Source organism: Candidatus Thiodiazotropha sp. AKIB8, from assembly GCF_058244675.1.
This window is the reverse complement of the sequence record NZ_JBSYOO010000003.1, coordinates 1-25,309: the sequence shown is the minus strand read 5'-3', so window position 1 is coordinate 25,309 and position 25,309 is coordinate 1. Positions and strand designations below refer to the sequence as shown.

Genomic DNA, 25,309 nt, shown 5'->3' with positions numbered 1-25,309 from the left:
TTTCGCGCGCTCCGGGTGGGCTTGGGCCCCACCTATCAATTTACCCCGGTTGTTGGGGTGGGGCCCGGCCCCACCAAAGCGTACTACAGTGGCGTTTTGATGCCTTGCTGCAGGCAGGCATCCTTCGGCTGAGCATGGCTATCAAGGTGCCGGGTTAATGAATCGGTAATGGTGACAGAAGATTGTGGCCTCGCGAAAAGGAACCCCTGGCCTTGATCGCAGCCAATTTCACAGAGAAAATCGAGTTGTGTTTGATTCTCAACGCCTTCCGCCAATATGTTTAAACCCAGGCCTTTTCCCATTGCAACTACGGTGCGGATAATACTGCAATCGTCTTCATCATGTTGAATACCCCCGATCAGCGATTGATCGATTTTCAGTGTGGTTACCGGCAGGTGTATCAGTCGATGGAGAGAGGAGACACCTGTGCCAAAATCATCGATAGAGAGAGTGTAGCCGAGTTGAATAAGTTGCTCCCAAAATGGGTCATCAACAGGCTTTTCCAGTAGTCCGCTTTCAGCTATTTCCAACTCAATACGGCTGGGACTGATACCGGCGAGTTCAACTGTTCGGCATATCTGATCGTAGGCATCACTGCTGTTGAAAGTATGTGTATCAATATTAATCGCCATTCGACCCGGGTCTAAACCCTGGTCGAGCCACTCCAGCATTTGGTTGCATGACTCATTGATCACCCAATGTGTGATGTCCCGCATTACCCCGGCATCGTGAGCGACACTTAAAAACTCGCCAGCGGAAAGGAGCCCAAGTCTAGGATGTTGCCAATAGAGCAGAGCTTCATAGCCAATGGTCTTACCACTCGGCAGATTGACTTTAGGCTGGTATTGGAGCAGAAATTCATCATTCATCAATGCAGTATGCAGGTCTATCTCGAGTTTAAATCGATTCTCCTCTTTTTCTGCCATGGCTGAGGTGAAATAGTGAAAGCCATTCCGACCTTCACGCTTGGCCATATACATTGCTGCGTCAGCATTCTTTAACAGCGTAGTTAAGTCATTGCCATCATCAGGATAAATGGCAATACCAACACTTGCAGTGACATGCAGTGTATGGGGTTCCAGGCTAATCGGTTGTCCCAGTAGACTCACTATTTTACGTGCAACCCTGGCAGCGGCATCGTCTTGGCGAATGTCCTCCAGTAGTACGATAAATTCATCCCCACCCAATCGCGCCACTTCATCTTCGTTGCGCACAGCCTGGTTAAGGCGCTGGGCGCTCTCCAGCAGTACTTTGTCTCCAAAATCATGACCAAGGGTATCGTTAATCTTCTTGAAACGATCAAGGTCAAGATAGAGTAGTGCGCAGCGGGTTTTACGGCGCTGAGCATGAGCCAATGCATGGCCGAAGGTCTCGATAAATGCAGTACGATTATGCAGCTTGGTTAGTGGGTCGGTATAGGCCAGCTGGTGGAGTTGCATTTCATGCTGGCGCTTTTCAGTGATGTCGCTGAAAGTTGCTACGTACTCAGTGATATTGCCATCCTTACCAATGACACTGGTGATTCGTAGTAGCTCTGGATAGATCTGCCCGTTTTTGCGACGATTCCAGATCTCCCCTTCCCATTCGCCCTCTAGAATCAGTCGCTCCCACATGCTTTTATAAAAATCATCATCATGTTGCCCTGACTTCATTAGACGTGGATTTTTTCCAAGAACCTCATGTTCCTGATAGCCTGTGATTTCACTGAATGCTTTGTTTACCGCTTCAATCCTTCCTTCGGCATCGGTCACCATAACACCTTCAGCGAGAGAGCTAAGCGCGATATCGCTCCGCTGTTGCCTTCGTTGAATTTCATACTCGTGAGTGATGTCTCGAAATAGAACCACTGAGCCTGAGAGCGCGCCATTGTTCCATACTGGAGAGCAGACCACGCTGGCTCTGATTGTGCTGCCATCCTGGCATCGAAAGTGTTCATTTTCACTTCTGAAATTTGTACCACTGAGATTATGTTTCTGAATAGCACTTGCATCGCGCCGCACTGGTTTGCCACGTTTATCGCTATAGAGAAGATCCTGTACGTTGCGACCAATCAATTGGCTTCTGCTGTATTTCAGGATTTCACAAGCTGTAGGGTTTACATACAATAACTTGCCTGTGGTATCGGTAACATATAGCCCTTCTGCCATATGATCTGAAATGGTGCGTAGTCGCTGGGTTATCTGTAACCAGCGGTTAAAGATATACAATGCAATTGAGATCAGAATGCTGCCCAATAGGAAAACAGTCAGATGTGAGCTTCTCATTTGGCGCAACTGATCAGCCGTTGAGTAGCTTAGAATATATGCTGTTGTGTTTTGATTGCTGTCGCGAAGGTCTTGAAGACTGACCGTATAGCATTCGTTGGTTTGTAGACAGATTTCTGAAGCGAATCCTTGTTCAGATTCCAATGCTTGTTGCAGTTCAGGATTCGATTGCAAGTAGGATTCTATCCTGTTTAGATTTTTACTGTGTTGTTCATCGGTCTGCAGCTTTTCCAGCAGAAATTTTTGGTCGAGGTTTGAGCTGCGATAGTGACTTTTTGCTTCGGGGGGCATAACCGACGCGAAATTACTCGCTTTTAATAACAGCCAATAGTGGGTGTTCTCCATGCTGTCGAGTTTGATCAATGAGTTACGAATTGCCTCGAAAGAGACCCCAAGATCGACAATGCCGACAACAAGATTATCTTGTTTGATTGGAAAGGCAAAGCGGTAACTGGGATAGACCGGGTCGTACTCAACTATCCCGCCTTGGGGGAAGCCATTCATGACACTCTTCAGCATCGGGCGATGACTCATTAGCTGATCACTATGCAATCCAGGATTCTCGAAGCGAAGAAAGCTTTGTCCGTCAGCAAGGATAAACTGCAGTGATTGTATGCCTTTGCTTTGTAGGTTCTCGTAACTTGAGATAAAGCGATTGTAGAGACGCTCTCTTATTTCGTCCTGATCCTTCTCTCCGTTGTTTGCCGCTTTGGAAAGTAGCGCTGCAGTTGGGGGCTGGTTAAACCGTTCATCGTAGAATACTTCGATAATACGCTGATAGCTGTCAAGAACACTGGCAACAGCGGTCTGGCGTGTGGCCTCAAGCAGTGCCAGATGATGGGTAACCTCCCGCCCGTAGTTGAAAAGCAGGATAGAGGCTTCAAGGGCAATTAAAATGATCAGCGCCAAATAAAATCGAACTGATTTCATGGCGTTGCTCCAGGGGTATGACTGGTCAACACCTTGTACTCATGTTTTGCCCCATTGCGTAAAATATAAATAGGGATGGGTTGGATAATTGGATTAATAGGGGGCGGAGAATCGATAGGTGATGTCAGTGAAACGAAGCGTGCAGCCAATCCCGAGCGACGTGACTCGAGACTGATCTCTTTTGCTGGAGACTCTATAAACACTAGAGTGGGGTTTATGGTCTGGCTAGTTAGTTGAACCGTTTGCTGATTGTCTACCTGTTTGATTTTCAACGCGAGAGTCCTCTTCTCTTTCCATTCGACCAAGTCCATCTGAATTGATTCGAATACCTTGTATTATTCTAGTGCAGTGACCTATATTGTCTCTTATTTCACGGTTGTTTAATTGTGGTATTTATCTCATTTCACCCGATTTCTATAGTTATTTGTGGTGAAATGACGCAGCACCCGCTCTATTTTATGGGACTGAGCGAGTGCCTTACTGATCGAACGATCAAAATCAGAATTGATCCTCTGCCACGCCCAGGCCTCCTGGGGCTGATATGCCATCGGTGTCGGAGAGGCGAATCTTCAATGAGAGGTTGTTGCGCGAGTCTGCATGGGCAAGCGCCTCTTCCAGGGTGATTTTGCCTTCCTGGTAGAGCTTATAAAGCGATTGATCGAAGGTCTGCATACCCCGTTCGTTACCCTGTTCCATAACCTCTTTTATTGTGTGGACATCACCCTTCTGAATCAGTTCGGAGATGTAAGTGGTGAGTAGCAGAATCTCTACAGCGGGTATGCGCTGTCCGTTCTTGCCCTTGACAAGGCGTTGAGAGACAACCGCTTTAAGATTCAGCGAGAGATCCATATAGAGCTGTTGATGAGCTGTATCGGGGAAAAAGTTGATTATCCGGTCGAGGGCCTGATTGGCATTGTTGGCATGCAGTGTCGAGAGACAGAGATGACCTGTTTCTGCGTAAGCAATTGCATGTTGCATGGTGAACATTTCACGAATTTCACCAATCTGAATCACATCCGGGGCCTCACGCATGGCATTTTTCAGTGCGTTTTCGTAGGAGAGGGTGTCCAGCCCTACCTCACGCTGATCCACCACAGACTTTTTGTGGGTATAGAGGTATTCGATAGGATCTTCGATGGTAAGAATATGACCGGTACGGTTCTGGTTGCGATGCTCAATCATAGCCGCCAGTGTGGTTGATTTACCCGATCCTGTGGCGCCAACTACCAGGATCAGCCCCCTGGGCTCCATGATCAAATCTTTCAGGATTACCGGCAGGTTGAGTTTTTCGACCGGAGGGATGACGCCTTTGATGTAACGTATCACCATCGCAGCATCACCACGCTGGCGGTAGACATTGACGCGAAAACGTCCGAGTGAACTGACAGAAATTGCGAGATTACACTCAAAGGTCGCTTCGTACTCTTTGATTTGATCATCGCTCATGATGCCGTAGGCCAGTTTTCTTACCTGACCTGTCTGTAGAGGGGATGTACCTACTGGGCGTGTTTCGCCCTCTGCTTTCAGGTTTGGTGGTGCACCTGTGCTAAAAAATAGATCCGAGCCATTTTTTTGCACCATCAGTTTTAAATAAGGCACGATATCCATAGGTTCTCCTCCTGAGCTGACGTACGCTAGTCGTTCACATATGATGGAATAGTTTAGTATCTGAATCCGTATCGGCAGATATCTGTAGGAATGTAGCTTGAATTTCCCCTTTGTCATGAAACCGTCCTCATTCAGGAGGATTAAATGTGAATCAGATTGAATTGAGTGCCATTCATATCTATCCGGTGAAATCTCTATCCGGTCTGGATCTTTTCCAGGCAAAACTGGATGGGTTTGGCCTGGTAGATGATCGTCGCTGGATGGTGGTGGATCCTGAAGGGCGCTTTTTGTCACAGCGGTCGTTGCCCCGTATGGCCTTGATCCAGGTTTCAGTTGATGACTTTGGGATCAGCCTGTCTGCGCCAGAGATCTCTCCTTTAAGGGTCAGCAGGCCCAATCCGAGAGATCCCAGAGTTGAGGTGGAGGTGTGGCGAGATCGATGTGAAGCAACGCCGGTGGGGCAAGATGCTGATGCCTGGTTGAGTCAGTTTCTGGGTGTTGAATGCCAGCTTGTTCACATGGCTGATGATGTGAGACGCCAGGTGGATCAGCGCTATGCGAATCCCCAACACCACACCTCTTTTGCTGATGGATTTCCTCTGCTGTTAATTTCTGAGGCCTCGCTGGATGATTTGAACAGTCGCTTGAGTGAGCCGGTTACGATGAAGCGGTTTCGTCCTAACCTGGTAGTCTCCGGCTGTTCCCCTTATGCAGAAGATCAATGGTCAACGATCAAAATTGGCAGTATGGTACTGCAACTTGTAAAACCCTGTTCTCGTTGTGCTATCACAACGGTTGATCCTCTGACGGGCACCAAGGGGCGTGAGCCCCTGGTAACCTTGGCTCGATATCGGCGGCGTGGGAATCAGGTCTATTTTGGTCAAAATCTGCTACATGATCAGCCTGGCGAACTCAGGGTGGGTATGCCAGTGGAGATAGTGGAGAGTCGTGATGAACAGTGATGCTGTCCTGGAAACAACCCGGCGTTGGGTTGAGGGTACTGTGGTAGAGCTCAACCTCTGCCCATTTGCCGCTGTCCCGGTGAAAGCCGGGCGCATACGCTATGCGGTCTGTGCAGAATCGGATATGGATGGAATCTACCGTTCTGTGTTGACTGAGTTTGAAACCTTGTACGGCCTCAGCGAGGAGGAGGCAGAAGCGAGCCTGCTGATTGTGCCTCAGGGGCTGGCGTCCTTTGATGACTACCTGGATCTACTCCAGGCGGTAGAGTCAGTAATACCCGAAGCTGGCTTGGAGGGGGTATTCCAGCTGGCCAGTTTTCACCCTGATTATCAGTTTGAAGGGTGTGATGAAGATGATCCGAGCAACTATACCAACCGCTCCCCATATCCCATGTTTCACCTGATAAGGGAGGTCTCATTGGAGCAGGCGTTGAAAAGCTATCCTGATCCGGAGCTTATTCCTGAGCGTAATGTGGCACTGCTGAAGGAGATGGGATTGGAGGCGTTGAAACAACGACTAAGTCGTTGCTTCGAGCATGAGCGGTAGTTGCTTGGCCAGGGTCTGCTTCTGATCCAGATGGCCACCACTTAAGACAAATCCCCGCAAGCTGCCATCTGGGGCATTGAACAGACACCGGGTGCCTTGATCATCCTGCTGATTCTGCCACTCTCCTGGCTCTCCAGCCATGGGTGGCGCAATCACTATCGGGTGCAGAGGTGTTTTAATCACCACCGGCATGGCCGGATAGATAACCTTTGTCAGATTACCTGTGAGGGTCTTTGCCAGAGCGCGGGCAGCGTTCATGATGGGCATCACATAGGGCAGGTTTAACCCCGCAACTTCAGCACAGTCACCCAAAGCAAAGATGTTGCTGTTACTGGTGCATAAAAGCTGATCTGTTTTTATACCACGCCCAGTAGTCAATCCGGCAGATGAGGCCAGTTGCATCTCCGGCAGCAGCCCTACAGCGGAGATCACCAGATCACAATCCAGGGTAGAGGCATCGGTCAGGGTCAACTTAAATCCGCCGGCAGAGTGGTCCATGATTGCGGCGGTCTGTCGCAGATGCCAAGCGGCACCGGCGAGGGTCATAGCCTCTTGCAGGGCTCTGCCTGTGATTTCCGGCAGTAGAGTACTTATGGGGTGAGGATCGGGTCCGATCAGACTTACCCGGTAACCTGATCCGAGCAGGTCATTGGCAAATTCACAACCGATAAGGCCTGGGCCGATTATGGCAATGTGGGCTGGCGGGTCGGGTAGTTGCCGTCGAAAGTTGCGGTAGTCGTACAGACTGTTGATAGTGATGCGTTGATCTACAGCATCGCCTCTCATCACCGGCACAATGGGTCGTGCCCCGAGCGCCAGAACCAGGGATGAGTAGGATCTCTCGCCCTGGTTAGTGACTACTTTTTGTGCTTCAGGGATGATTTGTAAGGCAACAGTGTGAGGCTCGATTGTCATATCGATCCGCTCTGCCATCATTTCGGCAGAAGCGTTGATCAGGTCATCGGCGCTTTTACCCTGAGCCAATCCATTAGAGAGCATTGGCTTGGAGTAGAAATCCCCGGCATCTGCAGTAATCATCTGTAGTGGAACCTGATCATCGATGGCCCGAATCTCTCGGGCCAGACTGTAGCCGGCCAGGCCAGACCCCAGGATCAAAATTTTATCCATGTTGTTATTCTTAAATCTGTTGTTGGTTTACTCTATCAGGCGACCATCTCAACCATTTCGAAGTCAGATTTACTCACCCCACACTCGGGACACTCCCAGTCGTCAGGGATATCCCCCCAGCGTGTCCCAGCAACTATACCCTCTTCGGGCATACCCTCAGCTTCGTCATAGATAAAGCCACATACAATACATTGATACTTCTTCATGGTCTCTCCCATTCTATTCCTGAGTAGTCTAAAGGGTTTTGTAAAAGATAGCTTGAGTCTCAGTTTGACTCCACCCTGTAAAGTTTGGGGAAAGAGACTGATTTGCTATTCGAATCAGTCGTACTCAGAAGCCCGACGGGCGTCGCCTCGGACTTTCTCCTCAGGATATCGGGCCTCATTGATGGCAATTTTTCGCTCTGTCGCTGCTATCAGGTCGATATCCATTCGCTCGGCGCAGCGGATCAGATAGATCAGGATATCGGCCATCTCCAGCGCCACCTCCTCATGTTTCTCCTTGGAGAGATCCATGCTCTGTTCGGGGGTTAGCCATTGAAAATGCTCCACCAGCTCAGCACATTCGGCAATCATCGCCATTGCCAGGTTTTTTGGTGTGTGGAACTGTTCCCAGTCACGGCTTTGGGCGAATGCTTTAAGTCGCTTGTTGAGGTTGTCCAGAGAGTCTTGTGACATGGCTGTTTTCCTGTCTCGGAGAAATGCAGATATGCGCATAATGGTGGAGGGTATGTTGGTGTGGATCAAGTGTTACTTACTAACCAGGCCATAGGTATTAATATCTATGGCCTGGTTAGTATGTAAATTAGAGGGTAGTTTCACACACCACCCTCAAACTGTTACTATTCGCGCGATTTTCAGCCATCCCACCAAGGGTTGGGCGTTGATTCAGCAATCTCCCGCCTATTACTCATTTATTATTTAGGAATGCCCCTTTGATAACCACCGCCAATGTCACCATGCAGTTTGGTGCCAAGCCTCTTTTTGAGAATATTTCTGTTAAATTCGGTGGCGGTAATCGCTACGGCCTGATTGGGGCCAATGGATGCGGCAAATCTACTTTTATGAGGATTCTCGATGGCAGTCTGGCTCCCAGCGCCGGCAATGTCTCCATTGATCCCAACGAGCGCGTTGGCAAGCTGCATCAAGACCAGTTCGCCTTTGAGCAGTACACAGTTGTTGATACGGTGATCATGGGACACGCCAGGTTGTGGGACGTCAAGCAGGAGCGCGATCGTCTCTACGCTCTGCCGGAATTGTCGGAAGAGGAAGGAATGAGAGTGGCAGATCTGGAAATGGAGTTTGCAGAGATGGATGGCTACAGTGCAGAGAGCCGAGCTGGTGAGATTCTGCTAGGTGCCGGTATTGCACAAGAGCTGCATTTTGGCTTGATGAGTGAAGTGGCTCCCGGTTGGAAACTGCGTGTGCTGCTTGCGCAGGCCTTGTTTGCTGACCCTGATATCCTTTTGCTGGATGAGCCAACTAACAACCTGGATATCGACACCATTCGTTGGCTGGAAACTGTGCTCAATGAGCGCAAGAGCACCATGGTGATTATCTCCCATGACCGCCACTTCCTGAATTCGGTTTGTACCCATATGGCCGATATCGACTTCAGTGAACTGCGTGTCTACCCAGGTAACTATGATGACTTCATGACGGCATCGACACAGGCACGGGAACGGTTGCAGGCTCAGAATGCGAAGAAGTCAGCGCAAATCGCTGATCTTCAGCAGTTTGTCAGCCGCTTCTCGGCGAATGCCTCCAAGGCCAAGCAGGCTACCTCACGGGCGAGACAGATAGAGAAAATTACCCTGGATGAAATCAAGGCATCCAGCCGAATGTCACCCTATATCCGTTTTAAGCAAGAGAAAAAGCTCTATCGGCAGGCGCTGACTTTGGAGAACCTAAGTGTTGGGTATGGCGGAGAGCCGTTGTTTAGCCAAGGTAATCTGATCCTCGATGCAGGTACACGGCTGGCCATCATTGGTGAGAACGGTGCCGGTAAAACGAGTCTGCTACGTTGTCTGATGGATGAACTCACTCCCAGCAGTGGCACCCTGAAATGGGCTGAAAATGCGACCTTAGGGTACTGTCCGCAAGACAGTACCGACGATTTCAGTTATGACCTGAACCTGTTTGATTGGATGTCTCAGTGGCGCAAACCCAGCCATGATGATCAGGTGGTACGTGCCACCCTGGGCCGCCTGCTGTTTTCTGCTGACGACTTTGATAAGAAAGTACAAGTCTGTTCGGGGGGGGAGAAGAATCGACTCTTGTTTGGCAAGCTGATCATGACAGATAGCAATGTGCTGATTATGGATGAGCCGACAAACCACCTGGATATGGAAGCCATTGAAGCATTAAACCTTGCATTGGAGCACTACGAAGGCACCCTGATATTTGTCAGCCATGACCGAGAGTTTGTCTCATCGCTGGCTACACAAATTATCGAGATCAAAGATAACAAGCTGAATTATTTTCAAGGTAGTTACGATGAGTTTCTGGCCAGCGATGAATTTCGCGCCAGTCATGCTCTGTAGTGACTGGCAGAGAAGCAGATTCACCCTGAGAGAACTTAATCTCCGGCAATCAGTTCAACACCATTCTGATCAGGATCCCGGCAGAACAATGCTTGGTGCCCTTAAGTGAGCCTTTCAGGTTGTCAATGATATTTAGCCATTAACCCTTTTGTTTTTTGGCGTACTATTTTAATGACCTGCCTAGTGGCCTATTAGTTATGGCTCTTGCAGGTCTTAGGGACTCCAGCAACATCAACGGAGGTGAATTATGAAGCCACTGAGGCAACAGATATCATTTGGGCTGCTGTTTGCGATAGTGAGCAGCTTCTCGACAATCAACCTGCAATCGGAAGAGATTCCTGCTCGTGGCCCCATACCCTTTGGGGCATTTGATCTTGATGGAAACAATCTTATCAGTGAGGAGGAGTTCAATACGGTTCGTGGAAAGCGAATGGCATCTGCTGCGGCTGAAGGCAGACCTATGCGTGGTGCTGCCACCGCCCCCTCTTTTACTGCATTAGATGCCAATAGTGATGGCCAGATAAATCAGCAAGAGTTAACTTCTGGCCAAAGGATGCAGATGCAGAAGCGAAGTGGCATGGGGCCAGGTATGGGAATGGGGAGAGATATGCCGTCTTTCTCTGACTTCGATTTGAATGGTGATGGCTTAATTGTGGAAAAGGAGTTCGCTGAAGCCAGAACCGAGCGAATCAGTAACAGGGCTAAACAAGGTTACATGATGAGAAATCTCAGCAATGCGCCTCAATTTGTGGATATCGACACAAACAGGGATGGAGTGGTCAGCGTTGAGGAGTTTGCCGCCCATCAGTCTCAACGTCGCCAGAAAATGAGCAAACAATAACTGCGTATTTCCTTCCGGCACCAGCATGGCCTGTCTGGTGTCGGCAAGGTAATTAATGCAAAGAGAGCGCTGGCACTAAAGGCTTCTGCTGATCTCTATCAATTCAATGCCATTCATATCCGGATCTCTGCAAAACAGGGCGGTACGGCCAGAACGGCTTAAAGTGTAGGGAACTCCTGCTTGTTCGAGCTTAAGTTTGACCGTTTCGATATCGTCGACCAGAAAGGCGGTGTGACGATCCCGCCCACCATGTGCGGGTCTGCCCTCAACTGGGTCTGGATTAGGCAGTTCCAACAGGTGGATCTGCTGATCACCGATCTGTAGCCAGGCCCCCGGGAAGCCCAGGTCAGGGCGTTGACTATCCTGAGTCAATCCAAGTAGGTCGCAGTAGAAATCGAGTGCGCGCTGAGTGTCTGAAACCAACAGGCTGACATGGTGCAGCTGACTGATCACTGAGCAACTCTCTTGCGGGCACGATCAATGGCCTGGCGGACCTGCTCTGGTGCTGTGCCGCCAATATGGTCTCTTGCTGCGACTGATCCTTCTAGAGTCAGAATGTCAAATACATCCTGATCGATTTCCATGGAGAACTGCTGAAGTTCCTGCAGTGTCATCTCTGACAGGTCGCGGTTTTCTGCGACGCCAAAACCGACTGCCTTGCCAACGACTTCGTGAGCATCGCGAAAGGGGATGCCCTTGCGTACCAGATAGTCTGCCAGGTCGGTAGCTGTGGCAAAGCCCTTCATGGCCGCCTGACGCATCGCCTCTTTTCTGCAGTTGATAGCGGGGATCATGGCAGCGAAGACCTTAAGTGAGCCTTTGAGGTTGTCGACGGTATCAAACAGAGGCTCTTTGTCTTCCTGGTTGTCCTTGTTGTAGGCCAGGGGTTGACTCTTCATCAGGGTCAGCAGGCCAATCAAATGACCATAAATTCGTCCGGTCTTACCCCGGATAAGCTCTGGTACATCGGGGTTTTTCTTCTGCGGCATGATCGAGGAGCCGGTACAAAAGCTGTCTGAGAGTTCAACAAAACCGAACTGGGCTGATGACCAGATGATCAACTCTTCTGAAAAACGAGAGAGGTGCATCATGAGGATGCTCGCTGCGGCACAAAACTCGATCGCAAAATCTCTGTCGGAGACCGCATCCAGAGAGTTCTCTGCCGGGGCGCTGAAACCGAGTAGATCTGAAGTCATCTGACGATCGATCGGGTAGGTGGTGCCTGCCAGTGCGGCAGCGCCAAGGGGCATGATATTGGTTCGTTTCTGGCAATCGGCGAGGCGTTCACGATCTCTATCGAGCATCTCGAACCAGGCCATCAGGTGGTGACCGAAAGTGACGGGTTGAGCCGTCTGTAGATGGGTGAAGCCAGGTAATATGGTATCCGCTTCCTGCTCGGCTTTATCGAGCAGTGCCTTTTGCAGGGTAGTGATGGATAAACTCAAATTGGCGATCTCATCACGCAGCCACAAACGAATATCGGTGGCGACCTGGTCGTTGCGGGAACGACCGGTGTGAAGTTTCTTGCCGGCAATGCCGATAGCTTCGGTAAGCGCCGATTCGATATTCATATGCACATCTTCCAGGGCCACTGACCACTGGAATTCGCCACTGGCGATACGTGTTTTGATCTGCTCCAGGCCCTGGATGATGTCGTCGCGCTCCTGATTATTCAGAATGCCTTGCTGAGCCAGCATACGGGCATGGGCTATGGAGCCTTGAATATCGTACTGGTAGAGCCTTTGGTCAAAATCTACTGAGGCGGTAAAAGCCTCGACAAAGGCGTCAGTAGGCTCATTGAAACGGCCGGACCAGGGTTTGGCTGATGGGTGATCGTCGCTCATGAAGAACAATCCTGATTTGATTCAGATGTGGAAACAGCGCGGATTATAGCAGGGGGTGGGATTGGCCGCATTGCTGAGTCAATCTGGGATGGTTTGTTGTATAGTGAAGAAAAAACAGTTGGTTAGAACTTGGGCTCGTTAACACTAATTCAGTTGGCCGCGAGTCGCAGTTAGGTTTCAGTTTTGGATCGGTAGAGGATATGCCTAAGGAAGTGCATCAGGAAGAGAAGAGAGCAGTGCCGCCAGAGCGGGGCAGGGTGCTGTTTTTGCCGAATTTCTGTGCCATTCGCGCAGTCTTTGCGGTGGTGGTGATCGGTGAGCTGCTGGCTATTCTGTTGGCCCTGGCTGCAGTAGACCGTTTGCAGGATTTTTTCTCTCAGCTGAGTCCTATCTCGCTTATTGTTCAGTGGGTTGGGCTCAGCTGTGCCGGCCTGCTCTGTCTGCTGCGTAATCCACTCAACCGGATGGGGAACTGGTGGGCAGGCCTGGTTGCATTTCTGCTACTGATAGCTATGACACTGGTTGTTTTCGGCCTCATCTTCTGGCTGGATGTCGGCATGGAGGCGGCGTTGCGGCGCTCTGGTGGCGATATCTATGACCTGCTGCTCCGGGCAACGGTTATCAGTGCCATCGTTGGTGTGCTTGTACTGCACTATCTCTATCTGCAACACCTCTGGCGCTGCCAGGAAGAGGCGGAAAACAGTGCCCGCTTACAGGCCCTGCACTCACGCATACGCCCCCATTTTCTGTTTAACAGCATGAACACCATTGCCAGTCTGACCCGCTCTGATCCCAATCTGGCAGAAGAGGTGGTGTTGGATTTGGCTGATCTGTTTCGTGAGTCTCTGGGGGATGCCGGGCGTTCTTCCACCCTGGAGAAGGAGCTCTCCCTGGCTCGCCAGTATCTGAGCATCGAACACTTTCGACTTGGAGATCGGCTTGAGGTGGAGTGGGTGCTTGAAGCGCTTCCTGAGAATGCGATGATTCCCCCCCTGATTCTCCAGCCTTTGCTGGAAAATGCCGTTTATCACGGCATAGAGCCTTCACCATCTGGTGGCAAGATTACGATTTCTGGGCACTATCGTCGCAAACGCATCAATCTGAGTATTCGAAATAGCTTGCCAGAGGCCAATCAGAAGAGCCAGAGGCAAGGTAATCGACTCGCGATGGAGAATATTCGCGCCCGCCTGGCCGGAGTTTTTGATCTGGAAGCGAGTCTGACTGAGTCTATTGTGGAGGGGGAGCACCAGGTACGGCTGGTGTTTCCCCATCCCTGGTGGGATTAGTAGGGAGATAGGGTGAAGATTTTAATCGTAGATGATGAAGCTTTGGCAAGAGAGCGCATGTTGTCACTGATAGAGGAGCTCGGTGCACCTTATGAAGTGTCGGGTGAAGCGGCAAATGGGGAGGCGGCACTTGCCCTGTTTCATGAACTGGGGGCAGACGTGGTGTTGATGGATATCCACATGCCTGCAATGGATGGTCTGGAGGCCGCTCGCCAACTGGCTGATACCGATGAACCGCCCGCTGTGGTCTTTACCACGGCTTATGAAGAGCATGCTTTGCAAGCGTTCGAGACCGCAGCCCAGGATTACCTGGTAAAGCCAGTGCGTAAAGCGCGTCTGCTGGAAGCGCTGGTACGTTGTCAGCGACTCACCCGCAGCCAGGTGAATGCCGCAGCAGAGGAGCAAGCTGTTCCTAAATTAAAGGCCAGTTTTCGGGGTGGATTGACCACCGTATCTCTGGATCGGGTGATCTATTTGCGGGCTGACTCCAAGTATGTAGTAGCGCGTCATAGCGATGGGGAGCTGTTGCTGGAGGCGAGCCTGAAGGCTTTGCAGGAGCAGTATGGTGATTGGTTGCTGCGCATCCATCGGAATGCATTAGTGGCGAGAAGATATCTGACCGGACTGGAAAAGGGGCGTGATGGAATCTGCAGGGCAGTGATGCAGGGTTGTGATGAAACTTTGGAGATCAGTAGGCGTCATTTGCCTGAAGTGCGACGTATCATAAGAGGTTCTGATAAGGCACCTTGAGGAAGTTCTTAACTTGTTCCATTTACTTTCAGGATTCATAAAATCGATAGTCAGGCAGAATTACAGATCGATTCTGTCTATTTGTCTGCTTCTCGGACTTCCCCTCTCAGCAGCAGCTGAAGATAGAGATGAAAGTCAGGCTTCCACTGAGCCAACCCTCTATCCTCCGCCTTTGGTTCAACCCTGTTTTCCCTGCCATGGCCCTCAGGGCTATAGCCAGGCGCCCGAGATACCCTCAATCGCCGGATTGCCACGGGACTATTTGCTGAAAGTATTGGCTGCATATCGTTATGGTGGGCGCTTTGGCACCATCATGGATCGCTTGATGGCGGCTTATGACAGAAGGCAGCTAGAGGCAATGGCCGACTATTTCAGCAGTCAGCCCTTCCTGGTCAAGAAACAGGATACCGACTGGAAACTGGTTGATAAGGGGCGACAACTGCATCGGCGCTACTGTAGAGAGTGCCATGGCGACACCGATCACCCGATGGATAAAGGTGCCCCTCTACTGCAAGGGCGCTGGATGAACTATCTTCGCTGGACGATACGGGACTATGTTATCGGTATCAATCAAGGGGATGATGAGATGAGTCGCCAGTTGAGCCTGTTGATACGACGCCATGGCAAGCAGGGGTTGGAAGCGCTGATACACTACTATGGAAAAGGCAAGCCGTAGATTCGGAATGAACGCTTCTTCAGGTGAAAATTGCGCAGGACCCCTGCAGGCTTTAGCATAGGTGACTAATCCGTAAGGAGGCTGTGAATAATTCCGCCCGAATCAGCTTGTGAGCAAGCAGTTTTTGCATCGAGGGCCACGGGTCAGTAGTCGCTGATCACTGACCTGGAGTGATACGCCCGAAGCATAAGTTGCAGTTCGTAAGATGGCGCTGCGAGAGTTGTACAAAGCATCCCTAAATGTGACTTTTCAGCCGGTTTTTTCCAGCTGTCAGGCAGTAAATTTCGAGGTCTTTCATCCATGCCCCAAACCATAAGAATCGCAACCCGTAAATCACCACTCGCCATGTGGCAGGCTGAGCATGTTGCCGCTGAGCTGAAAAAGGCCCACCCGGGTCTTGAGGTTGAGTTGCTGGGTATGACCACTCAAGGGGATAAGATTCTTGATACACCCCTGGCCAAGATCGGTGGTAAAGGGCTTTTCATCAAAGAGTTGGAGCAGGGGTTGATGGCCGATGAAGCGGACATCGCTGTGCACTCCATGAAGGATGTGCCGGTAGAGTTGCCACCCGGTCTGCATCTGGCCGTCATCATGTCTCGGGAAGACCCCAGGGACGCCTTTGTCTCGAATAGCTATCAGAACATCACAGAGCTGCCGCAGGGGGCTTGTGTCGGCACCTCCAGTCTTCGGCGTCAGTCTCAGTTGGCAGAACAGCGGCCGGATCTGGAGATCAAATCGCTGCGGGGAAACGTCAATACCCGACTGCGCAAACTCGATGATGGTGAGTATGACGCCATCATCCTCGCAGCAGCAGGATTGAAACGTCTTGGGTTTGAGGCGCGTATAACCGCCTTTATCGGTGCGGAGCAGAGTCTTCCTGCCATCGGCCAGGGCGCAGTTGGCATCGAGTGTCGAGCGGACGATGAGCGGGTGAATGAACTGATTGCACCACTGCACCACACCGAGACTGCGGCGTGTGTGATGGCGGAAAGGGCTATGAATCAAAGACTCAATGGTGGTTGTCAGGTACCTATTGCGGGCTATGCGATGTTGGAGTCGGGTAATCTCTGGTTGCGTGGCCTGGTGGGTGAGCCGGATGGCAGTAACATCATTCGCGGCGAAGTCGAGGGGACAGTAGCAGAGGCCGAAGCGATGGGTGTCGGTCTGGCTGAGCGACTGCTGGAGTGGGGCGCGGGCTCAATTCTAGAGGCGCTATACGATTAGTGTTAACAGGCCCTGGTGCGATATGGGTGAATGTAATCTGAAGGGGTGCGGTATTCTGGTAACCCGTGCTGCTCATCAGTCCAAGGGGCTGGTGAGTATGATTCATGAGTGCCACGGTCGTGCGATTGAGCTGCCTGGAATAGAGATCTGGCCAGTTCAGAATTCAGCTGGTGCGAAAAAAATAATACAGCAACAGTGGGACTGGGTGATCTTTATCAGTCCGAATGCGGTGCGTTATGCTTTGGAACTAGTGCCGATATCGGAATGGCAGGGCAAGGGTATAGGTGCTGTAGGCGCCACCACAGGGCAGTTGCTGAGAGAGGCTGGTTTGAGAGTGGATTTGATACCCGGTCAAGGTTACGACAGTGAAGGCTTGTTATCATTGCCTGAATTGAGTCAGTTAAAAGATCAGCAAATCTTGATAGTAAGAGGAGAGGGTGGCAGAGCTCTGCTTGGAGATACCCTTGAAGCGAGGGGCGGCAAAGTGCGTTATGCTGAGGTTTATCGGCGCGTCAAACCCGAAACCCCGGTTGATTCGCTGCTGGCTCGCTGGCCCGAGGAGATACAGCTGGTGACAGCGACCAGTAAAGAGGTTCTGAATAACCTGGTTGCCATGTTCGGAGAGGGTGGTTCGGAGCAGCTTACCAAGACACCGCTAATGGTCATCAGTGAGCGTATGGTAGAGCAAGCAGAACGGTTAGGTTTTAATGAAATAGTCAGGGCAGAGGGCGCGGATGATGCGTCAATTATGAGAGCAATCTGTGGATGGACTGAGAGGAACTTCCAGTAAGGTTTTAGCAGTCAAGTAGTAACAGGCAATCTATGATTCACTGCATGAGTTGGTAATAGAGCGCCTGCTAGCAGAGTAACAAAAGGTATTAAACAAGCCGATGAGTGAACAACAACAGGGTGAAAACATATCATCCGGTAAGGACGAAGATTTCGACCAGACAATAGAGGGTGAAGTTGAGGTTCTGGAGACGGTTTCACGTCAGTCCAACGTCTCCCGCTTGCCATTGATTATGGCTGCTCTCGCATTGACTGCTGTCATTGTGGCACTGATATTCGGTTATCGATATTGGGTAGAGATGAAGGCGACACTGGAGCAGCTGGATAGTGACTTGGCAGCAGCCAACCAACAGCAGAGCAAATTTGCCGAGCGGTTGCAGAATTCCTACCTGGCCATAGATCAGCAGCAGAAGCAGATCGCCGCTCAGAAGGAGGAGCTGGCACAGCAGGCAGAGCGGGTTAAAGAGGCCAAAGAGGTGTCCAAACAGCAGGATACCCAGCTCTATCGCTCCCTCTCAGAGATTCAGACCCGACTCGGTGGTCGGGAGGGGCAGTGGCGCGTGGCCGAGGCGGAATACCTGCTGCGTGTGGCCAATCACCGACTTACTCTGATGGGTGATGCAGCCACCTCCCTTGAGGCGTTGAAATCTGCAGATGAGCGACTCAGCGCCAGCGGTGATCCGCTATGGTCTGGGGTCAGAGAGCAGCTGGCACGGGAGATGACACAGCTCAAGGCCGTGCCTGTTGTCGATCAGGCGGGTATAAGCGCCGAGTTGAGCGCATTGGCGGATCAGGTTGACCAGCTGCCCTTGCGGGATGAGGGTATTGCCCTGACTCCGAATAAAACTCAGGACGATGAACAGACTGAAGGGGCTGGTTCACAAAGCATCGCCCTGGAGCAGGTCATCGATGACCTTTGGCAGGGGTTCAAATCGATGATGGTCATTCGTCATCATGACCGGCCGATAAGTGCCATGCTGCCACCTGAGCAACGTTACTTTCTGCTACAAAATCTGCGCCTCAAGCTCGAGAATGCCAAAGCGGCTCTGATGGGGCGTGAAGTTACACTCTATGCCGACAATCTGAATGCTGCCATGAAATGGTTAGATGACTACTTTCTGCTGGATGACCCGGCAGTGAGCGGTTTTCGCAGTCAGGTCGAGGTGCTTACAGCTCGGGATATCGCCCCAGAGCTTCCAGATATCACAGCCTCACTACGTCTGTTACAAGAGAAACGACAACAGCTGAACCAGGAGGGCGGGCAGTGAGAACCCTGATAGCCTCCTTTATTGCCCTGCTTGGCGCGGTAGTTCTTTCTCTGTGGGTCAAACAGGACAATGGTTATGTGCTGATTGGCTATGGAGAGTGGACTATAGAGGGTAGCCTGGCGCTATTTGCCTTAGCGGTATTGGCCCTGTTTCTGTTGTTGTATGTGACAATAAGAAGCCTGATCCATGTCTGGAGTATGCCGGATCGGATTGCAGGTTGGCGCCAGAAAAGACGGGTTGTTCGCGCTCAACAGGCTCTGACCCGCGGCCTGGTTGAGTTGGCTGAGGGGCGCTGGAAGGTTGCAGAGCGCCACCTGACCCGATTTGCCACCCAGTCAGAAACGCCACTTCTGAACTACCTCGCGGCTGCCCGGGCAGCTCAGCTGCAGGGTGAGCATGAACGTCGGGATGACTATCTGCACCTGGCCCATGAGAGCATGCCATCTGCGGATGTCGCCGTGGGCCTTACCCAGGCTGAATTGCAACTGGCTCACCAGCAGTATGAGCAGGCATTGGCGACACTGATGCATGTACGCACCTTATCGCCGAAACACAGCTACGTCATGACGTTGCTGAAAAAGCTCTACGAGAATCTTGGTGAGTGGCAAAAACTTGAGGAGATGCTACCTGAATTGAAGCGCAGAAAAGTCATCAGTGAGCAGGAGTTTCATGCGCTGGAAACGAGAGTTCACAGCGAGCGTTTGAAACAGGAATCGATGCAGTTGGAGAGTCTGGTCAACTACTGGCAGCTTGTACCCAAGACAGTGCGTCAACAACAGAGAATCCTACTCGATTATTCCAGATATATGATGGCCCTGGGGGCTGGTTCCAGGGTGGAGCCGTTGATAGCCGCTTCCCTTCAACGTGAGTGGAGTAGTGAACTGGTTGCCCTATATGGTCAGATTGTACTTGCTGATCCCGCTCACCAGCTGGCAACAGCAGAGATTTGGTTGAAACAGCATCCTGAGGATCCTGTATTGCTGCTTACCCTGGCCAGGTTGTCACTGCTCAACAAGTTATGGGGAAAAGGCCGCAGCTATCTGGAAGCCAGTATCGGCATTGCACCGACAGCAGAGTCCTATCAGCAGCTGGGGCTGTTGCTCGAGCGTCTTGGTGAAACAGATAAGGCTATGCAGTGTTTCCGTGAAGGCCTTTGCTTAGATCATGAGGAGCCCCAGCGTGCCCTGCCTCCGATCGGCACCAGGCCAGCATTGAGCAATAGTCCTGAGTCTGTTAGGCAGACCTCTTTAATAGAGAGTATTTAAAAAAAAACTGTAAAATAATACATCGATTAATTGTAGGGGTATAATTGGAGCATGTATGATTGGCTCCACAACACCCAGCAAGGTTACTAACTGGTTGTACCGACTGTCAGCAAAGTGGAATTGCGAGTCTCTTTAACGAGCAAATTCCCCGAGGGCATAGTCTATAGTGACTGGTTCAATTCCACTGCAGCGGTTATTGTCTCTCTGTTTGGCCGTCCTCCTCAGTTTTACTTCATACGCTGGCTGGAATTCATCAGATAAAAATGATGAGGGTGCTGCTGCACTTTTGCTTGAAGGGAATCTTGAGCAAGGGCGGCTGATCTACGAAGAGTGCGCAGTCTGTCATATGCCTGAAGGATGGGGTACCCCAAATGGTGCCTATCCACAGATAGCGGGACAGCACCGTAGCGTCGTGATCAAGCAGTTGGCCGATATCCGGGCCAAAAACCGTGACAATCCATCCATGTACCCCTTCGCTATTCCAGAAGAGATTGGCGGCGTTCAGTCCATCGTCGATGTGGCGCTCTATATTGAAAATCTTAAAATGACCACTGCCACGGGTAAAGGCTCAGGGGAAGATCTGGCCTATGGTGAACAGCTCTACAAAGAGCAATGTTCAGATTGTCATGGCGCAAAGGGAGAAGGTGAGCAGATAAAAGCTTACCCACTGATTCAGGGGCAGCACTATCTCTATCTGTTGCGTCAGCTGACCTGGATTCAGAATGGTAAGCGCCGCAATGCCAATAAAGAGATGATGGGGGTTATTCGCGATTATACGCCCCGGGAGCTGAAGGCCCTGTCGGATTACATTTCCCGACTGTTACCCAGTGAGGAGAGGCGTTCCCACTTTACCTGGAAAGATCGCAATCGTGCAAAAGCAGTTGGCGAATAAGATGAGCGATCACTCTTTAGGGGTAAGCCTTGATGTTAAAAAAAGCTTTTCTCAGAAAAGAGAGCTGTTTGTAAGCTTTCTTTGGCTGTTTTTACCTGTCTCATTGTTGCTGGCTGGTATATTTTATGCGTTTTCCAACCAAACCCAAAAATATGAACTGCAAACCGCTCTGATTCGTGAAGAGGCTGCACTTACCAATGCCAGCCATCTGACATCTATGGTTTTCGTGCAAAAGCTATCTGACCTGATGGTACTTGCGGAAGGCGAAATTCTGAAAAACTATCTACATGATTCAAGCAGGAAAAACTGGATAAAGACAGCCAGAGAGTTCTCCCTGTTTGCCCGTAGAAAGCCCAAGTATCTACAGATCCGATATCTCGATACCAACGGAAAGGAGATTGTACGAATCAACAATCGGGAAGGTGAACAGGAGATTGTGCCGAGGTTTCAACTTCAGGATAAAAGTGAGCGTTACTACTTCAAAGAGGCGATAAAACTCAATCAGGGTTCGATCTATATCTCTCCTCTCGACCTGAATGTTGAAAATGGCGTTGTCGAGCAACCTGTCAGACCTACCATTCGTTTTGCTACAGCTGTATTTGATGGCTATGGGGTGAAACAAGGCATACTCATAATCAACTACAACCCCGATGAGTTTTTACTACGTATTAGTGAGATCTTTAAAGTCAGGATGGGTAATGCAGTAATGCTGAATAGTGACGGGCATTGGTTATTGGGTGCGCCAGAAGAGCAGTTATGGGGTTTTATGTACGGCCAGGAGAAGACGTTTGCAACCGATTATCCTGATGTGTGGTCCGCCATAAATTCCAGTGATAAAGGATCGTTTTTTTCTGATCAGGGCCTGTTTGTTTTTCAAAAGACCTATCCCCTGGATATGAGTAAGCAGGGCACCCTTGAGAATCTGGAAATTGGCGATTTACAGCCATCATTGAGCAAGAATATGGAGGGTCGTTACTGGATCTACCTCTCTCACATATCGAAAGAGAAGATTGAAGAGCTCACCTTAAAGCGTCTGATTGTGGCAGCGGTTTCCTATATGTTGCTGTTTATTGTGACTGCAGTGATTAGCCTCTTTTTTGCAAGGAACTTAGTACAAAAAAAGCTGGCCTATCGACAGCTGCAGCAATTCGCAACCACAGACGCCCTCACCGGTCTGGCTAACCGGCGAGAGTTGGATAAGGTAGCAACCAGAGAGTTTCGGCGAGCAGAGCGCTTCAAAAGGAAGTTATCGATAATGATGCTCGACCTGGATCACTTCAAAAAGGTTAATGACAGCTACGGTCACACTATAGGTGATGAGGTTTTATGCCATGTGGTGGGGATCCTGAACGAGGTTATCAGGGGGCAGGATATACTGGTTAGATATGGGGGAGAGGAGTTTCTCATTCTGTTGCCAGAAACCCACCTCAAAGGCGCCAAGCAACTGGCAGCGCGTATTTGTAGGCTGGTCGCTGACACAGCCTATGAGAAAGAACTGCTCCGAATACCGGTTGCTGTCAGCATTGGAGTCAGCGCTTTTAATGAGCACGACAATAGCTATCAGGATATTATAGTCAGAGCAGATCAGGCCCTGTTTCAGGCCAAGCGTAATGGGAGAAACCAGGTGGTCATCAATGACGGCACTACAGACAATGCTGTGTGATTTGCCGAGACCGCATCCTCTTAATCTTCTCAGAACAACTCTGAAAGCCCCTCTCCCTTTACGGGAGAGGGGTTGGGGAGAGGGTGTACGCCAAGCGTTTCACTGGTTGAAAGATAAAATCGCATTGATCGTTCATATTTTTCTTGCTGATTGTTGGGGAAAATAGGGTGTTTATTCACCCCCTCTCCCACAAGGGGAGAGGGGCGTTTCTCTCCCACCTATTTATGCTACTGATGAGTTGTAAGTTTTTTAACCACTAAACTCAACATACTTAGTCGCCGGGATAATAATACCCAGACTCACTTCTATCTAGCCGCTTTTTTGTGCGACTGCTGCGGCACCATATTCAAACGAGTCAGAGTAGAGTTTTTCGTCAGATAGGCCGTGTGTAAGAAAGGCCTCCTTTCCCGCCTGGATCATCGGCGGTGGCCCGCTCATGTAGACCTCGTGAGCACTTAAATCGGGATAGTTTGCTACAACCGCATCATGTACCCAGCCAGTCTCCCCCTGCCAGTCGGGATCAGGCTCAGAGAGCACCGGTGTATAGCTGAAATTTGGGTATTGTGCTGCCCACTGCTCAGGCAGATCCGGTAAATAGAGGTCAGAGCGGGCGCGAACCCCCCAATAGAGATGCATCGGGCGACTGACTCCAATCTGGAAAGCGTGTTCAATGATGCCCTTTAAGGGTGCGAATCCCGTGCCGCCGCCCATCAGAATAATGGGTCTATCCGACTCCTCCCTTAAATAGTAACTGCCCAAGGGAGCTTCAATGCGCAGGATGGTCTTCTCCTTCATGCCATTGAACAGATGGTCGGTAAAAGCACCCCCGGATACATGCCGGATATGCAGTTCAATGAAATCATCATCATGGGGGGCATTGGCTATAGAGAAGGCGCGTTTACTGCCATCATTGAGGATAAAGTTGAGATATTGTCCTGCCAGAAACTGTAACCGCTCTCCTTCAGGTAGTTTTAATTTGAGGAGAATGACATCATCGTTCAGGCGATCGATACGGTAGATCTTGCAGGGCATGATTCGGGTCTGTATATCCTGTGATTGAATAATCTCAGAGACGCCTATAGCGATATCCGATTGAGCATGAGCCTGACAGGTGTAACAGATGTCGGTTTCATTATCGCTCATGACTGGCGGCTGCCCATTAGGGTAGTTGATCTGGCCATTTGAGAGGGTTGCCCGGCAGTCACCGCAAAAACCGTTTCGGCAGCCGTAGGGGAGGTTAATACCCTGTCTGATAGCCGCGTCGAGAATGGTCTCATCATCCTCTACGGTAAACTGGTGGCCGCTGGGTTCAACCTGCACTTTATGGGTCATGAGCTACTCTGTTGTTTAAAATGGCTGAAACTGGAGTTGTTGGATTGTTATCTCAACTCATCTCCAAATTATTTAGGCGGGAATTCTCTCCTATTTTGCTCAGGAATTAAACCGGGAGTCCTTTGGGTTATGGGTGTGACGATTATTGGGTGTGGTGATATAGGCACCCGCCTGGGATTGATGTATAGAGAGATGGGTGTAGATGTAACCGGTTGGGTGCGCTCATCTGGCAGTGTTGAGCGTCTTGAAGGAGTGGAGATTGCCGCTTCCCAGGTCGACCTCGATGGGGCGATAAAAGAGCCCTTTTCCGATGAAGACGAGCAGCTCTTCTACTTCGCGCCCCCCCCATCGAGCGGTGTCGAGGATTTGCGGGTTGCCCGTTTGATTGATGCTTTTCAAGACGGCGCGCAACCGGGAAAAGTGGTCTACCTCAGTACCAGCGGAGTATATGGTGACTGTCAGGGGGCTTGGGTGGATGAGAGCAGGGAAACATCGCCAACCGCAGACCGGGCAAAGCGACGCCTGGATGCAGAGAGACGATGGCAGTTATGGAGTGAGCAGAGTGGCAGACCGCTAGTCATCCTCAGGGTTGCCGGTATCTATGGGCCTGGAAAATTGCCACTGGAGCGATTGCGCAAGGGTTTGCCAATGGTTGCAGAAAAAGATGCACCGATTACCAACCATATTCACTCTCTGGATCTGGTTGAGATAGCCTACACAGCGATGCAAAAAGGTATTGATGGTGCGATTTACAATGTCTGTGACGGCCAGCCGGAGAGTATGACCCACTATTTCAACCGGGTTGCAGACTTTCTACAGCTGCCTCGACCACCGGTCATCACCCTTGATGAGGCCAAAAGCCAACTCTCACCAGGCATGCTCTCCTATCTCGCTGAGTCACGCAGACTCAGCAACCGCAAGATGATCGAGGAGTTGGGGATCAGTCTGCGCTACCCGGAACTGGAACAAGGATTGCCCGCCTGTATAGAGTGAATCCAAAAATCGAATGGGGGTGGGGAGGCTATACGACGAATAGACCGTAGGGGGGAACGACGCACCAACAATCCCGGATTCCGCTGCGCTCCATCCAGGCTACCTTGCTGAGATAGTCATGAAACTGTGAAGGTTGCATGTGGTTATGGCGTTTTCGGCAAGCTTTTGGTGGGGCCATGCCCCACCAAGTAGTCAACTAGTGAGGGCGATGGCAAGTTTCGAAGTACCTGCAGGGGTTGGAAATGATTTCCTCAGGATGCGGCTGATGCGCATCAGCCTCTATTTGCTGAGAGCTGGCAGGCCACTGCCTAGTCCGTAGCCTGGATGAAGTGTAACGGAATCCGGGGAACAGTGCACCAACAATCCCGGATTCCGCTGCGCTCCATCCAGGCTACCTTGCTGAGATAGTCATGAAACTGTGAAGGTTGCATGTGGTTATGGCGTTTTCGGCAAGCTTTTGGTGGGGCCATGCCCCACCGAGTAGTCAACTAGTGAGGGCGGTGGC

At 50.7% G+C, this 25,309-nt stretch carries 22 protein-coding genes; 14 read left to right on the top strand and 8 right to left on the bottom strand.

The genetic code is table 11. The features are described from left to right. Positions 1 to 83 precede the first annotated feature (83 nt). Complete coding sequence (locus AC4IFB_RS00195; protein ID WP_490779032.1) at positions 84 to 3,194, bottom strand: EAL domain-containing protein; 3,111 nt, start codon at positions 3,192 to 3,194, stop codon at positions 84 to 86. 498 nt (positions 3,195 to 3,692) lie between these two features. Next, entirely contained in the window at positions 3,693 to 4,802 is a 1,110-nt protein-coding gene (locus tag AC4IFB_RS00190) for a PilT/PilU family type 4a pilus ATPase (RefSeq protein ID WP_490776371.1), read from the bottom strand. A gap of 146 nt (positions 4,803 to 4,948) precedes the next feature. Between AC4IFB_RS00190 and AC4IFB_RS00185 the strand changes: the two genes are divergently transcribed. Both AC4IFB_RS00185 and AC4IFB_RS00180 read left to right on the top strand, forming a co-directional pair. Further along, entirely contained in the window at positions 4,949 to 5,764 is an 816-nt protein-coding gene (locus AC4IFB_RS00185) for an MOSC domain-containing protein (RefSeq protein WP_490779031.1), read from the top strand. Beyond that, positions 5,754 to 6,311: a DUF1415 domain-containing protein gene (locus tag AC4IFB_RS00180; protein ID WP_490779030.1), complete on the top strand. Its 558-nt coding sequence runs from the start codon at positions 5,754 to 5,756 to the stop codon at positions 6,309 to 6,311. The genes AC4IFB_RS00185 and AC4IFB_RS00180 overlap by 11 nt, the downstream gene beginning before the upstream one ends. Here the strand turns inward: AC4IFB_RS00180 and AC4IFB_RS00175 are convergent. From AC4IFB_RS00175 to AC4IFB_RS00165, 3 genes are all read right to left on the bottom strand, one after another. Continuing rightward, on the bottom strand, positions 6,282 to 7,439 hold the full coding sequence (locus AC4IFB_RS00175; protein WP_490779029.1) for an FAD-dependent oxidoreductase: 1,158 nt from the start codon (positions 7,437 to 7,439) through the stop codon (positions 6,282 to 6,284). The two genes, AC4IFB_RS00180 and AC4IFB_RS00175, sit on opposite strands and share 30 nt — an antisense overlap. A 35-nt stretch (positions 7,440 to 7,474) precedes the next feature. Continuing rightward, the gene (locus AC4IFB_RS00170; protein ID WP_490776375.1) at positions 7,475 to 7,645 is read right to left on the bottom strand and encodes a rubredoxin; all 171 of its coding nucleotides are present in this window, start codon (positions 7,643 to 7,645) and stop codon (positions 7,475 to 7,477) included. A gap of 114 nt (positions 7,646 to 7,759) precedes the next feature. Next, positions 7,760 to 8,116 carry a nucleotide pyrophosphohydrolase gene (locus AC4IFB_RS00165; RefSeq protein ID WP_490779028.1) on the bottom strand — a complete coding sequence of 119 codons (357 nt, stop codon included), beginning with the start codon at positions 8,114 to 8,116 and terminating at the stop codon, positions 7,760 to 7,762. 257 nt (positions 8,117 to 8,373) lie between these two features. Between AC4IFB_RS00165 and AC4IFB_RS00160 the strand changes: the two genes are divergently transcribed. After that, complete coding sequence (locus tag AC4IFB_RS00160; RefSeq protein WP_490776377.1) at positions 8,374 to 9,981, top strand: ABC-F family ATPase; 1,608 nt, start codon at positions 8,374 to 8,376, stop codon at positions 9,979 to 9,981. A gap of 247 nt (positions 9,982 to 10,228) precedes the next feature. After that, the gene (locus tag AC4IFB_RS00155) at positions 10,229 to 10,822 is read left to right on the top strand and encodes an EF-hand domain-containing protein (protein WP_490776378.1); all 594 of its coding nucleotides are present in this window, start codon (positions 10,229 to 10,231) and stop codon (positions 10,820 to 10,822) included. Between the two features lie 75 nt (positions 10,823 to 10,897). On the opposite strand, the gene AC4IFB_RS00150 is transcribed toward AC4IFB_RS00155, so the two are convergent. Both AC4IFB_RS00150 and argH read right to left on the bottom strand, forming a co-directional pair. After that, positions 10,898 to 11,275, bottom strand: coding sequence for a VOC family protein (locus AC4IFB_RS00150; protein WP_490776379.1), 378 nt, complete (start codon positions 11,273 to 11,275; stop codon positions 10,898 to 10,900). Further along, positions 11,272 to 12,666, bottom strand: a complete 1,395-nt coding sequence (gene argH / locus AC4IFB_RS00145; RefSeq protein WP_490779027.1) for an argininosuccinate lyase — start codon at positions 12,664 to 12,666, stop codon at positions 11,272 to 11,274. The genes AC4IFB_RS00150 and argH overlap by 4 nt, the downstream gene beginning before the upstream one ends. A gap of 200 nt (positions 12,667 to 12,866) precedes the next feature. Here argH and AC4IFB_RS00140 point away from each other — a divergent pair, with 200 nt between their 5' ends. The 9 genes from AC4IFB_RS00140 (at position 12,867) to AC4IFB_RS00100 (ending at position 22,479) form a co-directional block, all read left to right on the top strand. Further along, positions 12,867 to 13,952, top strand: coding sequence for a sensor histidine kinase (locus tag AC4IFB_RS00140; RefSeq protein WP_490776381.1), 1,086 nt, complete (start codon positions 12,867 to 12,869; stop codon positions 13,950 to 13,952). 12 nt (positions 13,953 to 13,964) lie between these two features. After that, entirely contained in the window at positions 13,965 to 14,702 is a 738-nt protein-coding gene (locus AC4IFB_RS00135) for a LytR/AlgR family response regulator transcription factor (RefSeq protein ID WP_490776382.1), read from the top strand. Positions 14,703 to 14,715: 13 nt separating this feature from the next. Then, positions 14,716 to 15,378, top strand: a complete 663-nt coding sequence (locus tag AC4IFB_RS00130; RefSeq protein ID WP_490779026.1) for a c-type cytochrome — start codon at positions 14,716 to 14,718, stop codon at positions 15,376 to 15,378. A 300-nt stretch (positions 15,379 to 15,678) separates the two neighbouring features. Beyond that, the gene (gene hemC, locus AC4IFB_RS00125; protein WP_490776384.1) at positions 15,679 to 16,602 is read left to right on the top strand and encodes a hydroxymethylbilane synthase; all 924 of its coding nucleotides are present in this window, start codon (positions 15,679 to 15,681) and stop codon (positions 16,600 to 16,602) included. 22 nt (positions 16,603 to 16,624) lie between these two features. Then, positions 16,625 to 17,392 carry a uroporphyrinogen-III synthase gene (locus tag AC4IFB_RS00120; RefSeq protein WP_490779025.1) on the top strand — a complete coding sequence of 256 codons (768 nt, stop codon included), beginning with the start codon at positions 16,625 to 16,627 and terminating at the stop codon, positions 17,390 to 17,392. A 100-nt stretch (positions 17,393 to 17,492) separates the two neighbouring features. Beyond that, the gene (locus AC4IFB_RS00115) at positions 17,493 to 18,659 is read left to right on the top strand and encodes a uroporphyrinogen-III C-methyltransferase (RefSeq protein ID WP_490779024.1); all 1,167 of its coding nucleotides are present in this window, start codon (positions 17,493 to 17,495) and stop codon (positions 18,657 to 18,659) included. Continuing rightward, positions 18,656 to 19,924 carry a heme biosynthesis HemY N-terminal domain-containing protein gene (locus tag AC4IFB_RS00110; protein WP_490779023.1) on the top strand — a complete coding sequence of 423 codons (1,269 nt, stop codon included), beginning with the start codon at positions 18,656 to 18,658 and terminating at the stop codon, positions 19,922 to 19,924. The genes AC4IFB_RS00115 and AC4IFB_RS00110 overlap by 4 nt, the downstream gene beginning before the upstream one ends. Before the next feature lie 166 nt (positions 19,925 to 20,090). Then, on the top strand, positions 20,091 to 20,816 hold the full coding sequence (locus AC4IFB_RS00105) for a c-type cytochrome (protein ID WP_490779022.1): 726 nt from the start codon (positions 20,091 to 20,093) through the stop codon (positions 20,814 to 20,816). A gap of 1 nt (position 20,817) precedes the next feature. Then, positions 20,818 to 22,479, top strand: coding sequence for a sensor domain-containing diguanylate cyclase (locus tag AC4IFB_RS00100; protein ID WP_490779021.1), 1,662 nt, complete (start codon positions 20,818 to 20,820; stop codon positions 22,477 to 22,479). A gap of 309 nt (positions 22,480 to 22,788) precedes the next feature. On the opposite strand, the gene AC4IFB_RS00095 is transcribed toward AC4IFB_RS00100, so the two are convergent. Continuing rightward, complete coding sequence (locus AC4IFB_RS00095) at positions 22,789 to 23,811, bottom strand: CDP-6-deoxy-delta-3,4-glucoseen reductase (RefSeq protein WP_490779020.1); 1,023 nt, start codon at positions 23,809 to 23,811, stop codon at positions 22,789 to 22,791. A gap of 129 nt (positions 23,812 to 23,940) precedes the next feature. Between AC4IFB_RS00095 and AC4IFB_RS00090 the strand changes: the two genes are divergently transcribed. Then, entirely contained in the window at positions 23,941 to 24,804 is an 864-nt protein-coding gene (locus AC4IFB_RS00090; RefSeq protein ID WP_490779019.1) for an SDR family oxidoreductase, read from the top strand. Positions 24,805 to 25,309 lie beyond the last annotated feature (505 nt).